At 52.4% G+C, this 13,386-nt stretch carries 11 protein-coding genes; 4 read left to right on the forward strand and 7 right to left on the reverse strand.

What is annotated here, in order from left to right; all coding sequences use genetic code 11:
* Window positions 1-5: 5 nt before the first annotated feature.
* From ACOQPM_RS06515 to ACOQPM_RS06525, 3 genes are all read right to left on the reverse strand, one after another.
* Complete coding sequence (locus ACOQPM_RS06515) at window positions 6-869, reverse strand: ParB/RepB/Spo0J family partition protein (RefSeq protein WP_420628434.1); 864 nt, start codon at window positions 867-869, stop codon at window positions 6-8.
* The gene (locus ACOQPM_RS06520) at window positions 866-1,669 is read right to left on the reverse strand and encodes a ParA family protein (protein ID WP_420628435.1); all 804 of its coding nucleotides are present in this window, start codon (window positions 1,667-1,669) and stop codon (window positions 866-868) included. Before ACOQPM_RS06520 ends, ACOQPM_RS06515 begins: the two co-directional genes overlap by 4 nt.
* Before the next feature lie 62 nt (window positions 1,670-1,731).
* Window positions 1,732-2,562, reverse strand: coding sequence for a PfkB family carbohydrate kinase (locus ACOQPM_RS06525; protein WP_420628436.1), 831 nt, complete (start codon window positions 2,560-2,562; stop codon window positions 1,732-1,734).
* Window positions 2,563-2,823: 261 nt separating this feature from the next.
* Here ACOQPM_RS06525 and ACOQPM_RS06530 point away from each other — a divergent pair, with 261 nt between their 5' ends.
* Entirely contained in the window at window positions 2,824-2,967 is a 144-nt protein-coding gene (locus ACOQPM_RS06530; protein WP_420628437.1) for a hypothetical protein, read from the forward strand.
* Between the two features lie 27 nt (window positions 2,968-2,994).
* Here the strand turns inward: ACOQPM_RS06530 and ACOQPM_RS06535 are convergent, their stop codons facing one another.
* Both ACOQPM_RS06535 and ACOQPM_RS06540 read right to left on the reverse strand, forming a co-directional pair.
* A complete protein-coding gene (locus ACOQPM_RS06535) occupies window positions 2,995-4,023 on the reverse strand; it encodes a tetratricopeptide repeat protein (protein ID WP_420628438.1) in 1,029 nt (342 codons plus the stop codon).
* A 163-nt stretch (window positions 4,024-4,186) separates the two neighbouring features.
* Window positions 4,187-5,614 (reverse strand): NB-ARC domain-containing protein, encoded by a 1,428-nt coding sequence (locus ACOQPM_RS06540; RefSeq protein WP_420628439.1) that lies wholly within the window; start codon window positions 5,612-5,614, stop codon window positions 4,187-4,189.
* A gap of 240 nt (window positions 5,615-5,854) precedes the next feature.
* On the opposite strand from ACOQPM_RS06540, the gene ACOQPM_RS06545 reads away from it, so the two are divergent.
* Window positions 5,855-6,346: a hypothetical protein gene (locus ACOQPM_RS06545; RefSeq protein WP_420628440.1), complete on the forward strand. Its 492-nt coding sequence runs from the start codon at window positions 5,855-5,857 to the stop codon at window positions 6,344-6,346.
* Between the two features lie 9 nt (window positions 6,347-6,355).
* Window positions 6,356-7,225 carry a CRISPR-associated ring nuclease gene (locus tag ACOQPM_RS06550; RefSeq protein ID WP_420628441.1) on the forward strand — a complete coding sequence of 290 codons (870 nt, stop codon included), beginning with the start codon at window positions 6,356-6,358 and terminating at the stop codon, window positions 7,223-7,225.
* 118 nt (window positions 7,226-7,343) lie between these two features.
* Here the strand turns inward: ACOQPM_RS06550 and ppc are convergent, their stop codons facing one another.
* Both ppc and ACOQPM_RS06560 read right to left on the reverse strand, forming a co-directional pair.
* Window positions 7,344-10,133: a phosphoenolpyruvate carboxylase gene (gene ppc, locus ACOQPM_RS06555; RefSeq protein ID WP_420628442.1), complete on the reverse strand. Its 2,790-nt coding sequence runs from the start codon at window positions 10,131-10,133 to the stop codon at window positions 7,344-7,346.
* Window positions 10,134-10,201: 68 nt separating this feature from the next.
* The gene (locus tag ACOQPM_RS06560) at window positions 10,202-10,768 is read right to left on the reverse strand and encodes an NUDIX hydrolase (protein WP_420628443.1); all 567 of its coding nucleotides are present in this window, start codon (window positions 10,766-10,768) and stop codon (window positions 10,202-10,204) included.
* Window positions 10,769-10,989: 221 nt separating this feature from the next.
* On the opposite strand from ACOQPM_RS06560, the gene ACOQPM_RS06565 reads away from it, so the two are divergent.
* On the forward strand, window positions 10,990-13,380 hold the full coding sequence (locus tag ACOQPM_RS06565) for an Hsp70 family protein (protein WP_420628444.1): 2,391 nt from the start codon (window positions 10,990-10,992) through the stop codon (window positions 13,378-13,380).
* The last annotated feature ends 6 nt before the right edge of the window (window positions 13,381-13,386 follow it).

Raw genomic sequence — 13,386 nt, forward strand, 5'->3', positions numbered from 1 at the left:
AAATCTTACTCTTCGCCAATGATGGCGTCGTAGACGGCTTGTAGCTCTTCATCAGAGTAGTAGTGGATGATAACGCGCCCCTTGCTTTTGCCGCTGGTTTCGATGTTGACTTTCGTCCCCAGGCTGTCCTGAAATTGGGATTGCAGTGCTTCTAGCTCAACCGGCAAGCCAGAGCGTGGCTTTTTTGCTCTGGGCTTTTTGGCAGAGAGCAACGTGGTGACGCGTGCTTCTACCTGGCGCACACTGAGGTTGAACTTGATGATGTCATTCATGACGTTGGTTTGCATGGTGGCGTTGGGCAGGGGCAATAATGCCCGTCCGTGAGCGCCGCTAATACGGCCGTCTGCCACTGCCTGCTGAATATTGTCGGGCAAGCCCAACAATCGAATCAAATTGGTGACAGTGGTGCGCCCCCTGCCCATGCGCTGTGCAATCTGCTCATGGGTAAAGCCAAAATCTTCGGCAAGCTGCTGGTAAGCATACGCCTCTTCCAGCGGATTGAGATCAGCCCGCTGCACATTTTCAATGATGGCCAATTCCAGCATCTCTTGCGGGGTGGCTTCTTTAACAACCACTGGAACTTCTTGTAACCCTGCCAATTGGCAAGCCCGCCAGCGACGCTCCCCAGCGATGAGCGTGTAGCCACCATTGGCTGCCGTGACAATGAGTGGCTGGATGAGGCCATGTTCCAGAATGGAGTCAGCTAATTCTTGCAGCTTTTGCTCATCCATGACACTGCGGGGTTGGTGGGGGTTAGGAGATACGGCCGTTACTGGCACCATCTTTACACCACCTTCCTCAGCCGGAGCATTATGGTCGCTGGGGATGAGTGCTCCCAGGCCGCGACCTAGTCCGCGTTTTTTGCTCATGCCGCCACCCCCTGCGCCGTTGATTTCGCCGTCATGTCTCCCTTCACTAGCTCGGCGGCCAGCACTTTGTAGGCCACTGCTCCGGGAGAGTTTGGCGCATATAAATTGATTGGCTGGCCAAAGCTGGGTGCTTCGCTCAGGCGCACGTTGCGCGGCACGATGGTACGGAACACTTTGCCAGGAAAGTAAGTACGCACCTCTTCTACCACCTGGCGGCTGAGGTTGGTGCGGCTGTCGTACATGGTCATAATAAGTCCGCGTATGGCTAAATTGGGATTGAGGTATTTTTGCACCAGTTCGATAGTTTGCGTGAGTTGCGTAAGTCCTTCTAAAGCCAGATATTCACACTGAACAGGGATGATAATGCCATCTTTGGCAGCGGTGAGGGCATTTACGGTGAGCATGGAGAGGCTGGGTGGGCAATCTATGAGGATGTAATCGTAACGGCCGTCTATCTTTGCCAGCGCGTTCCGTAAACGGTACTCTCGCCCGATGGCATTAACCAGTTCCACTTCGGCACCAGCCAGGGCAGGATGTGCAGGCAGCAAGTCCAACTGGTACTCTTTGTGCTGAATGCGGATATCATCGAGTACGGCCGTTTCCAGCAAAAGGTCATACGTAGAGCTTTCCAGTTCGTACTTGTCGAAACCCAAACCAGAGGTGGCATTGGCCTGCGGATCCATATCCACCATCAGCACACGGCGTCCACTGGAGGCCAAATAAGCGCACAAATTGATCACGCTGGTGGTTTTACCCACGCCCCCTTTTTGATTGGCAATTGCGTAAATTTTTGTTGTCATCAATGAATTACCCAATTACCCAGTTACCAATTACCCAATTACAAAATGTCGTAATTGAGCAATTAAGTAATTGAGTAATTTTTCTCGTGTTGCAACGATTGAATCAAATCAATTTTGGCATCGAGGCCAATTTTTGTGACGGATTGCGCGGCAATGAAGTTAGCAAATTCGGCTGCTTGCCACGGGTTACGGCCGTTGCGAGCAAATTGAACCAAAAAAGCAGCCGCAAAAATGTCGCCTGCGCCCGTTGGTTCTACCTGGGTCACCCGCGGAGCAGGAATTTGGCGCGTTTCATCTTCGGCAAAAACGGTGCAGCCACGCAAATTTTCCGTCATGATCAGCAGCTTAGAAAGCCGCCGGTAGCGAGGCAGCATCTCATCATTCAGCAAATCTTCCTCGCTCAAAATCACCACATCGGCCAAGGGCAAATATTGCTCTGCCTCCGGCCATTCGGTAGCGTACACACGGCCGTCTACTGTCCAGCGGCGCAGCCAACCCTGCGGCGTCAGCCCGATGATGCTGTGGGGAAAGTGGCGCATGAAGGCCGGAGCAACCTCGTTGGTTAGCGGGCCAAGATGCACAACCGCAGGCTGCCGCCAGGCTAGCGGCAAATGTTCCGGGCGAATCTTGTCGGCGACGGTGTAGAGCATTTGCGTACGGCCGTCTTCCCCGTAAATATTCTCAAAGGTGCTGGTATTAGCAGCAGGAACAACCTCCACAGCCAGCGGTGCTAGCTGCTTCAGCCCTTCATACTCTGGTTCGCAGCTTGTGAGAACGGCCGTTTGGCAACCCAAAGCATCTGCCGCACGCCCAGAATAGGCCACCGTACCGCCAACAAAATCACCTGCCGGCGTCACATCTCTTGTGATATGCCCAATAACCAAATAACCCATCTGTTTCACAGGGGCGATTCTAACATAGCGTCGGATGATGGGCGAGTATGGAGCTGTTGTCGTGCCGTGCAAGAAGCGCAATTCAGAAGGGTTCTCAGACCTTTTTCAATAAAGGTCTCATGTGCTAGAAGCGCAAAAAATATATGCTGGGCTTGCATGCAAAAAAGTACTGTTTCCAGGCTCTTGTGAACTTCATGAAGAGGGACACCCCTGGGCGCGCCTGACACCTGAGCCTCCACCCTAATCTTTGGAGGTATCGGAATGTCTTTAAAAACAAAGTTGGCCCATTTGGTCGTTGCAGCGGGTTTGATGTTGGGATTTTTAGCCGCACCAACGGCACCACCCTCAACAAACGGTGATTGCTCTTCTCAAACATCTTCCTGCGGTGGTTCGTTGCCGGACTAACAAATAAAGAAATGCGCTGAACGGCCGTTACCTTTGGGCAAGCCGTTCAGCACATTTTGCTCTCTCCTCCATAAACTTTTCGGTCAGACTATTGGCCCAGGGATGGTTTGGAAAGTTTTTCAGTAGCGCCATCGCTTCATCATAACTGTCTACGGCCGCTTCCCACGCTTCATCCTTCATATAAGCTTCAGCGATAGTACCGACTGTATTTCCTTTTTGAATATCATCATTGGCCTGTTGCCAGAAAGTTTTGGCGCGGTTTAAGGTAACCTGTGCCCGCTGTATCTCACCCTTTGCCAACTGCGTATTGCCTAAGTTATGGGTCAATGAGCCCCGCAAATGGTACCAGCCAATTTTATCCCCAAATTCGCTTTCCCATTTTGCCGTCGCATCTCTAAAAACATTTTCCGCCGTATCAAAATCACCTAGCATATAGTAGACAGTGCCAAGCCCATTCATAGCCTTAAGCTTGTCTACTGCACTCGACGTATTGCCCAACGTCACTAAAGCATTCTCAAAGCACTTTTTGGCATCCTCCCAAATGTTTTGCTGAAAAAACAATACGCCCAAATTCTGATAGCTACGCGCCATATGCGTGTAATCTTTAAGGCAATCCCAAATTGCCAAAGCATCCCAAAAATAACCTTCAGCCCTCTTCAAGTCGCCCAAGCCCATAAAAACAAGCCCCAAAGAGTTATAGGCAGCAGCCAACGTTTCTGATGGTTTTCCAGAAAGGTATGTTAACGCTTGAAGTCCATGCTCCTTTGCTTTTACATGCTCTTCACGCCGCAAATATGTGTTCATGAGTCGGTGATAGGTTAACCCGGCAAGAGCCTTTAGCTGATGTTTTTCGGCAATGGTCAGGCTTAGATTCAGGTGGTGCAACGAATCATCAAAGTTGCGATTGAGCAAGTTAATGCGCCCTAAATTGGCATGCAAATAACCTTTTTGCTCTGGTGGCAAATCTAACCGTAGCGCTTCTTGCAAAATTTTTACGCAATCTGCCCAATGTCCCCATCGTTCAAAGGTCGGAAATAAATCGAGCAAAAATTGCACGGCCTCTGCCCGAATGTGGGCATGGCTCAAGCTTTCTTCAATCGTTTTCAGGATGGCCGCGTGTTGCGATTTGAGTTGGTCAGCCTGCTCCGGCGGGGCAAGTAGCTGATTTTTATAATGAGATAGCCCTCTGGTGATGGCTCCCGCAACGACTGCGTTAATATCAAAGGTCATTGTGTTCATCATTACTGCCCCCATTCATTAACGAGCGGAGGAAAAGTTCTGTGAGCCGATGAATACCATAGGTGCGATCCCACAGGGTGCTGCTTCTAATTTCTAGCAGTGAGCGACCAATCAGTTCGTTAATGGCAGGCCAAAGCCTGGCATCGGGCAGGTCGCTCAGTTTTGCGATTTGTTCGGCATCCATACCGTCTTCAGTGGCCAATGTCATCACGGCCAGGACGGTTTTGGCATCATTGCTAAGGCCAAGCCAGGTTTCCTTTAGGATGTGCTGATACATGCCGTTGCCGCTGATTAACGGCCGTTTACTTAATGAATCCAACAGCGATTTAAGGGGGCGGTGCATGGCCAAGTTTACCAAATGTTTCAGGCAAAAAGGGTTCCCGCCAACCAGCTTGTAGATTGGCAGTAGCGCTTCGTCATTTGCCTTTGCGGCCTCCTCAAAGCCAATTTCGTGAGCATAGTGCCGAATGAGTGCCAGACTGTTTGTTTCTGTTAGCTCCGGCAAGCTGATAGATTGAGAACCAGCATGGGGCGCGGGTTTGGTGCGCGAGGTCAACAAAAAGCGGCTAGGGTTAGCCAACGTCACTAATTCTGAGATTAGGTAAGCGGTATCTTCTTTTAATTCCAAATCATCAATAATGATGAGGAAGCGTTGGCTTTTGAGCAACTGTTGCAGATGGAACAGACGCTCTTGCTGCAATGTTTGGCTGGAAAGTGCTGGCAACATTTTTTGGCACAGTTGGGCAATGAGTTTGTCGAAGGTTTGCGGTGTGGGATACGGCCGTCCGCCTCTATCCACCTCAGAAATCTTCAGCCAAACCACATCGTGGTAATGCAGTTGTTCAATCACACGTCGCACGGTGAAGTTGGCTAAAGAAGTTTTGCCTATTCCCCCGATCCCTACCAAAGTAGCTACCCAGGGCGATCCTTCCGCAGTGAGCAGTTGAAAAAGATCGTCATGGAGCTTGTCAATCCCAAAAAGCTGCGTGTACCCCTTAGCCTCTAACTTGCTTTTTTGAGCAGTAATAAGCGCATTTCGGGCGGCAAACTCTAAATCCCAGATTATTTGAGCCAGCTCGCTAAATGCGTTGGACTGTTTATGTTTCACCCGATCAATCGAGGCAAACCCCAGTTCATCATTAACTTCGGCAAATGATTTTCGGTCCAAAAATCGCTTTCTGAGAATTTGCATGCCTTCAGACTGATAAATGCCTAGCTGCTTCAATCCCTTTTCCAAAACCACATTCACGCAATAACGTTTGGAACTTTGTGCTTCACTTTTTTCAGCCTCTTGCACCAACACCAGATTAGATAACATATTGTCTGGCGGGTCTTGAACGGTATGAAAATGTTTAAGCGCTTGGTGAATTTCTTTTTTTAGTTGTGCTGGAGGGATGCTTTTCTTCATAACTTTTCCTCGTGGAGTAGTGGCTAAATACATGAAAATGTGCCACGACCCCCAACTTTTTTGCACGGTTTGGCCCGTTTGAGCATATTTACAAAAAAGTTGCCTAAACTCGCCCGCTATTACGCGAAGTTGAGCGCGCTTTCTGCTACAGTGCCGGAGCGTAGCGTACCAGGTGGGGAAATTAGCGCAAGGTGGCAGGCGAAAAGCCTGCCACTTTGCCATTGTAGAGGATTCTTAATAATGAAGTCAATAAATAGCAACTGCTGCATATTAATTGCAGACGGGTTTGCTGAAAAAAGCGTTTCTCAAGCTGTAGATTTTTTCCTAAGGCAAGGCATTAAGCCCACATTTTTGAATCTTTTTGTTAGCCCTTTGGCTGATGAATTGTATACTAAATATGGTGTTGGTTCCGTACTCATCGGAGATTTTGAGAACTTGTCGCTGCCAGATGGCTTATTATTTGCTGGCGGTGCAGCTTGTGCAAAACATTTTCTTATTGATCCTCGCGTCTACCAATTGATTAGACAAATACACGAAGCAACGAAACCTGTTGGATATTTATACCCCGTTGCAACTCAGTTGGCAGAACGATTACGGCCGTTATCCTTAAACAAACCATTATTGCTGCAAGAAAGATTGCGTATTGACCAATTTTTGCATGATTTTTTGCACCGAATACAGTTATCATCCGCGATGTTTTACCAACAACCAACTTCTTTACTGGTTTTCTGAGGCTTAAATATGGGTATTCGCAGGCAAACAACTTTTGTGGCTACGCTGGGGGGGCAGCCACAAGTCATTTCGTTTGCCATAGACGCGCTACTGGCACGAGGCGTTCGTTTGGACAAGGCGTTGTTGATTCATTTAGGGATGAATGCGCCGCGATTGCAAACGGCCGTTCAAAAAATCACTGCCACCCTGAGCGAACCCCATTACAACAATATCAAATTGGCGTTTCACCCTATTGCCCACAATGGTGACCCCGTAGCAGACATCCGTGATGAAGCGGACGCCCACGCCACCTGGGAAGCGATCAGCCAACTGCTAATTGAGCTAAAAAATGAGCAGCACACGTTGCATGTGTGCATCAGCGGCGGGCGGCAGATGCTGGGCTTTATGACCATGTCGGCCGCCATGCTGCACTTTGGGCACGAAGACCGGCTGTGGCATAGCTACACGCCAGACGAATGGCTCTCCCCCACCCGCGACGGGGGCATGATGCACCTGCCACCAGATGCGGGCTTCCAGCTTATTGAGGTACCGATGATGCCCTGGGGCAGCTACTTTCCGGCACTGCGCCAGCTCACGCGCCCGGTCACGTCCGAAACGGACGTGTTGGCGGGGCCACGTCGGTTACTGGATGATTTAGAGGAAATGAAGCAAACGGCCGTTCACCAACAACTCACCCCCCGCCAAAATGAAGTGCTAGAGGCCTTTGCGAACGGTCTAACCCCCAAACAAGTTGCCGAAAAACTGTTTATCTCCTTGAAAACAGTCAACAGCCACAAAACCGTCATCCTGGCTGAATGCCGCAACGCCTGGGCCATGCCAGAAACTGCCTGGCTAGATTACCGTTTTATTGCTGAAAAGTTTATGGATGTTGAGGAGTAAAGGTATTGTTACAAAGTAACTATCCAAATATCCCTCGGCTGTCATACCCGCCTTCGCGGGTATCCATAATTGCCCAGAGTGGATGCCTGCCTTCGCAGGCATGACACTATTAGATAGTTTACCCCGTATTTTTTAGCCCGGAAGCAATCCCGTTAATCGTCAAGAAAATGGCGTGGAGAAGCTGCTGCGCTTTGGGGCTGTCCTTTTCTGGCAAGAAGCGCAGCCGCCGCAGCAGGGCCACCTGCACAAAATTTAGCGGATCCACGTAGGGGTTACGCTGCCGCACGGAACGCTGCAAAACCGGATCGTTATCCAGTAGCTCCCGCTGCCTTGTGACCCGCAAAATCCAGCTTACCGTCCGGCCAAAAGAGCTTTCAATCTCGCCAAAAATTTTGTTGCGGATTGCTTCATCCTCCACCAAATTGGCATATAGCTTGGCGATGCCCATATCTGCTTTAGCTAGGGACACTTGGGCATTGTCAATGACCACGCGGAAGAAGGGCCACTTTTTGTACATCTCTTGCAAACGCTGCAAATGCTTGGGCGATTGGTTGCCGTACGCTTCCAGTGCCTCGCCAACGCCATACCAGCCAGGCAATACGTGGCGGCTTTGCATCCAGCTAAAGCCCCAGGGAATGGCACGCAGGCTGTCAAAAGTAGCTTTGGCGGTGCGGCGCGACGGCCGACTGCCAATACGCATCTGGCTAATTTCGGTGATGGGCGTGGCCGCGCCCCAATATTCCAGCAGTTCTGGCGTTTCGTAGATGAGCTGACGGTACGTTTTGTAGGAAACGGCCGCTAATTCATCCATTGCTTCCCGCCAATCATCCTGGGGCTGAGTGGTACCGCCATGCCGGGGGTCTACACTGGCCATCAACGTGGCGTGGACCACTTGCTCCAGGTGCCGGCGTGCCACAGCGGGATGCCCGTAACGTTCATCAATCACTTCACCCTGTTCGGTAATGCGGATACGGCCGTTTACCGACCCCGGCGGTTGTGCCAAAATTGCCCGGTTGGCCGGGCCACCGCCACGCGCAATGGTGCCACCGCGCCCATGAAATAGCATGATGCTCACGTCGTGGTCGGCGCACGACCTGGCCAATGCCTCTTGCGCCTGGTACAGCTCCCAGTTTGCTGCCATGTAGCCCGCGTCCTTGTTGCTGTCTGAGTAGCCGATCATGATGGTTTGCTCACGGCGCACGCGTTCCAGATGGGGCGCATAGGCAGGGTGGTTGAACAAGTTGGCCATCACGTCCGGCGCGTTGCGTAAATCTTCACGAGTTTCAAACAGTGGCACAAAGGTTAGCCCCTCGTCCTCCCGGTTGGGATCCAGGCAAATACCGTGCCACTTCGCCAGCAGCATCGGTGCCAAAATATCTTCTGGGCCATGCGTCATGCTGACAATATAGGGGCCGATCAGTTCTGAACCGTAAAAATCGTAGGCACGGTACAAAATTTGGAAGAGCGCCAGCGTCTCCTCTGCTTCTGGCGACAAATCGGTAAGCTGACTCAATTCTGGATTGGGAGAAGCGAGTAAATTGGAGAGGATGTGGGCGCGTTCGGCTGGTTCCAGCTCGCTAAAACCGTCGTGGAGTTGGAGCTTGCGTAGGAGTTCGTCGAGAACGGCCGTATTAAAATCACTGTATTGGCGAATGTCTAAACGCGCCACATGCAGGCCAAACACCTGCGCCTGTCGCCGCATCCGGGCTAGCTGATCTGCCGCCAGGTCGCCCAGCTTGCTTTGTTTTAGCGTTTTGTCCATCAGCTTCAGCGGTTCCAGCAAATCTTTCATACTTTTCAGGCGCAGCGGTGGATTTGCTTCGCCTTTTAGCCGCGCCACCATGTTGCCAGAAGCGGCCGTTGCCAAATCTTCTGCCAATGCCGCTGCCCACAGACGATACGGTTCGTTGGGATACCGATCCTGCAAAAAGACAAGATGCTCAGACGTATTTTGTACCTCGGCCAGCGCATCCAAAAACTCTTGCTGGATGGGGGTGAGCGAATCGGAAACGGTTAGGGAGCGTTTTAGGCGCGTGGCGGCTTCTTCATGTTGCACCACAGCCAACCCGCGATGCAGCCGTAGCGTTTCGGCCGTCACATCCGCCGTCACATTGGGGTTGCCGTCCCGGTCGCCACCAATCCAGGAGCCAAAGGTGAGAAAGTTCCTGGGTGGGGTGAGGTTTGGGTAGTAGTCGGCAATGGCACGGGCCATGCTGGCGTATACCTCTGGCAAGGTGCCCCAAATCGTTGCCCCCATGTAGTAGAGCCCGGTTTTTACTTCGTCGGTGACGGTGATAACGGCCGTTCGCGTCCGGTTCGTCAGCCACAGTGCGGTCACCTCAGCCAAAACGCTGGCCATCAAATTGGCTTTTTCAGTAGGCAGTAAATCCCGTACGTGCAGGTCTGTAAGGGCAGTCGAGATGCGGCGCAGCTTGGAAAGCACCGTCCGGCGTTTGGCCTGCGTGGGATGCGCCGTGAAAACCAGCTCCACATGGAGCTTTTCCAGCAGCTTGCCCATCTCATACTCATCTACACCCATCTGGTGCAGTTGAGCAATGGCGGCGGTGATGGATTCTTTGAGCGGCTGTGGGTGTGCTTTTCTTTCGCGGTCACGCAGAACGCGCACCCGGTTTTGCTCTTCCGCCAAATTGACCAGCTCAAAGTAATTGGCAAACGCCCGCGAGAGCAGCTCTGCCTTTTCCACGCTCAGCCCATCCACAATTTGCGCCAGCCGAGCGTCAATTTCCGGGTTGTCATCCATGCGCCGCGCTTTGGAGAGTGCCCGCACGCCTTCTTCCAGCTCAAATAGCTCGACGCCCGCCTGACGACGAATGACCTGGCCTAAGATGTCACCCAGCAGGTGAATATCTTCGCTCAGCAATTTTTGGCTTTTTCTTCGTTTTGCCATGAGTTCTGCCTTTGATGGGACACTGATTAACACAGATTCACACTGATTTTTGCTTTTATCTGTGTCAATCAGTGTTTATCCATGTCCAATTTCAATCTAAGATAGTTTTCGTAATGGTAAAAGGCAGCAACGACGAGGGCGTGGGTGATACGGCCGTTTCCAATCAACCTTGCAATCTTCTCAATCGGGATTAACGCCACCGCGATATCTTCCGCTCCATCAAACTGAGGAGTTTGCTGCCAACGAGCGTTCAGCGCCAGGTAAGTATCGCAGCGGTTGTTCAAAAACGCGGGGTTGGGATGTACTGTGCCAATGTGGATGACTTCTTCGGCGACGTAGCCCGTCTCTTCCAACAACTCACGCCGAGCAGCCTTAGCCGGGTCATGTTCGTGTGGGTCTACCATGCCGCCGGGGATTTCCAGCGTGATTTCGGCCGTTCCGTGGCGGAACTGGTGAATCATCACCACTTGCTCGTCTGGCGTAAGGGCCACCACGTTCACCCAATCCGGCGATTCCAACACAAAAAAGCTGTGCTCTGCCCCGGTGCGCGGCGACCGCCGCCTATCTCGCCGCATTTTGAAGATGCGATAGTTGGCAACCTCTTCGCTGTTCAGCTTTTCCCAATCTTCTACCATAAGCAATGGTTATACGGCAATTCGCCTTCACTAACAACCGTAAAATCCAAACAAATCACGAATGCCACAAATTAACGAATTGTACGAATAAAAACGGTAAAACATTCGTGGGATTCGTTTATTCGTCTGATTCGTGATTCAAAATTTGACGAAATACCCAGCCGCGTTTAGACTGGTCAATTCGGTCAGGCACACTACACATTGCGTAAAGGAGGTGAACCATGATTGTGGGGATGGATTTCGGAACCACAAATTCGGGAATGGCTGTATATGACGGCCGTTCAGTCAATATCTTGCCCCTCGATCCAGCCAACAGCAACCCACACGTCGCCCGCACTGCCCTCTACATCACCAACGAGCAGCAAATCTACATTGGCCGCGATGCGCTCAATCGGTACTTTGAGCAAAACGTAGGGCGGCCTGTCAAAACCAAGAGGGTCTGGGTGGGCGAGATTGAAATTCGCGGGGCAGATATGCACTACGTGACTGATGTGTATGTCTACGTGGACGTTTTCTCACCTGGGCGACTGCTCCTTTCCATTAAAACCAGCCTGCGTGACAGCGACTACCCCGGCACCATCATCGGCCAGCATTATTACTCGCTGGAAAATTTAATCGCACTCTACCTCAACATCACCAAAACCCGTGCCGAGCAGCATTTAGGACAACCGCTAAACCAGGTGGTGCTAGGCCGCCCCGTCCGCTTTGCCACCGACCCTGAAAAAGATCGGTTGGCACAGGCGCGGCTGCTGCAAGCCGCGTTCCAGGCCGGGTACGAAACCGTCTACCTGCAAAAAGAACCTATTGCCGCTGCCTACAGCTACGAAGCCAGCATCAACGCACCGCAAAATGTGCTGGTGTTTGACTTTGGTGGCGGTACGCTAGACCTGACGGTGATGCGCCTGGGCGAGCGCACCAGCCAGCGCGTGTTGGCCACCGGCGGTATCCCGGTAGCAGGTGACGTATTCGACCAGAAGCTGGTGCGCGCCAAGCTGCCGCGCCACTTTGGCGAAGGCAGCTACTTTGGCCCCCGCCACAAAGCACTCACCATCCCTAGCTGGATTTACGACTCGTTTTCAAGTTGGCAAACAATTTTGGAGCTGCAAACGGCCGAAAACAAACGAATGCTGCGCGACATCGCCCAAACTGCCCAGCGCCGCTACCAAATCGAAGCACTGGAGAGTTTGGTTTCCAGCAACTACGGCCTGCAAATGTTCGATATTGTGGAGCAAGCCAAGCGGACGCTTTCTGAAAAGCGCGGCTCGACAATTACGCTTGAAGGGCCGGGCTTCAAGGTACAGGAATTTGTGACGCGCAGCGAGTTCGAGACAATCATCCGCGCCGAAATTCAGGCGATTGATGCCCACATTGAGGAAACGATGGCCGCCTCTGGCCTAAAGCCAGCACAGATTGATGCGGTGATTCGCACGGGTGGTTCCAGCCAGGTACCTGCCTTTGATGAGATGCTGCAGCGAAAATTTGGCTCAGAAAAAGTGCGGCGGGTGGATACCTTTAGCAGCGTCACTGCTGGGCTGGGCATCTTCGCACAGGGGCTGGAAGCAGGCACAGACCCTGCCCAGGCGTTTACGGCCGCCGATGTGGGCGCAGCCGAACCAGGCGAGACAAACCGGCCTCGGGTTAGCCCAGCCAACATCCAGACGCTGCGGCGGCGCATCCAGGTGCAGGAAGGCGTTGTTGAGGCAGAATCCACCCAATCGGACAGAGCGTTGGTGGTGCTGGGGGAGGGCAAAGTGGTTACGGCCGTTCCTCTACCGGAACTTTTTAGCCACAAAGAACACAGAGGAGAAAGAGATTTTGTGACTTTGGAGGAATTAGAACTGCCAACAAATGGCCAGCGTGCCATTACGGCTGATTGGGATGAGCAACTGCTGATTCTCACGTCCAAATACCGCTTTTTGCTGCTGACTCCGCGCCAGTTGGCCGAGCAGCAGGTGGCCAGGGTCACGCTCAACCAGGTGTTTCAGCTAGAAAAGCGGGAAGTGTTGAGTACGGTAGCACGCTGGCGAGAGATTAAGCAGCAGGAGAAATTGCTGCTGGTAACCTCGGCGGGGTTGGCACGGCCGTATCCCACCCGCGTCATGATTGAAAGCATCGAAGCCCCCGTGCCGCTGATGTTTGACCAGCCGCTGCCCGGCGTTCCGGTGTTTGCAGGCGGCTCAGACGAGCAGGAAACGTTGCTGCTTTTTACCCGCAGCGGCAAGAGCCTACGGAGCCAGGTGGGCAGTTTGCGGGGTTCTGGCAGCCAGCTCATGAATGTGGGCAAGGGGGACAGGGTAGAAACGGCCGTACTCAGCCAGCCCAACACCCCCATCCTGCTCATCACCAACGATGGCTACGGCCGTCAGCTCGTGGCAGACTGGCTGCACCAGCCAGAAAAAGCCAACGACAACGGCAAATCGGTCATTGCCCGGCGCAGCAACCTCATCGCCGCCATCCCCAATTCCGAGGCCCCCCCCCTTTATTTACTCACCTCACAACGACTGCTGCGGCTGGAAAACGGCCGTCCCCCCCTGGATGAAAGCAGCAAAACCACCCGCCTGCTCAAGCCGCACAAAGACGAGGCAGTTTTGACGGTAATCGGTAATCCGTAATCGCTT

Source organism: Candidatus Leptofilum sp. (genome assembly GCF_965223525.1).
Lineage (GTDB): Bacteria > Chloroflexota > Anaerolineae > Promineifilales > Promineifilaceae > Leptofilum.

Excerpts from the sequence above, each read along its gene's own strand:
- ACOQPM_RS06515 (WP_420628434.1), bottom strand. The coding sequence starts at position 869 with ATGAGCAAAAAACGCGGACTAGGTCGCGGCCTGGGAGCACTCATCCCC.
- ACOQPM_RS06520 (WP_420628435.1), bottom strand. The coding sequence starts at position 1,669 with ATGACAACAAAAATTTACGCAATTGCCAATCAAAAAGGGGGCGTGGGT.
- ACOQPM_RS06525 (WP_420628436.1), bottom strand. The coding sequence starts at position 2,562 with ATGGGTTATTTGGTTATTGGGCATATCACAAGAGATGTGACGCCGGCA.
- ACOQPM_RS06530 (WP_420628437.1), top strand. The coding sequence starts at position 2,824 with ATGTCTTTAAAAACAAAGTTGGCCCATTTGGTCGTTGCAGCGGGTTTG.
- ACOQPM_RS06540 (WP_420628439.1), bottom strand. The coding sequence starts at position 5,614 with ATGAAGAAAAGCATCCCTCCAGCACAACTAAAAAAAGAAATTCACCAA.
- ACOQPM_RS06545 (WP_420628440.1), top strand. The coding sequence starts at position 5,855 with ATGAAGTCAATAAATAGCAACTGCTGCATATTAATTGCAGACGGGTTT.
- ACOQPM_RS06550 (WP_420628441.1), top strand. The coding sequence starts at position 6,356 with ATGGGTATTCGCAGGCAAACAACTTTTGTGGCTACGCTGGGGGGGCAG.
- ppc (WP_420628442.1), bottom strand. The coding sequence starts at position 10,133 with ATGGCAAAACGAAGAAAAAGCCAAAAATTGCTGAGCGAAGATATTCAC.
- ACOQPM_RS06560 (WP_420628443.1), bottom strand. The coding sequence starts at position 10,768 with ATGGTAGAAGATTGGGAAAAGCTGAACAGCGAAGAGGTTGCCAACTAT.
- ACOQPM_RS06565 (WP_420628444.1), top strand. The coding sequence starts at position 10,990 with ATGATTGTGGGGATGGATTTCGGAACCACAAATTCGGGAATGGCTGTA.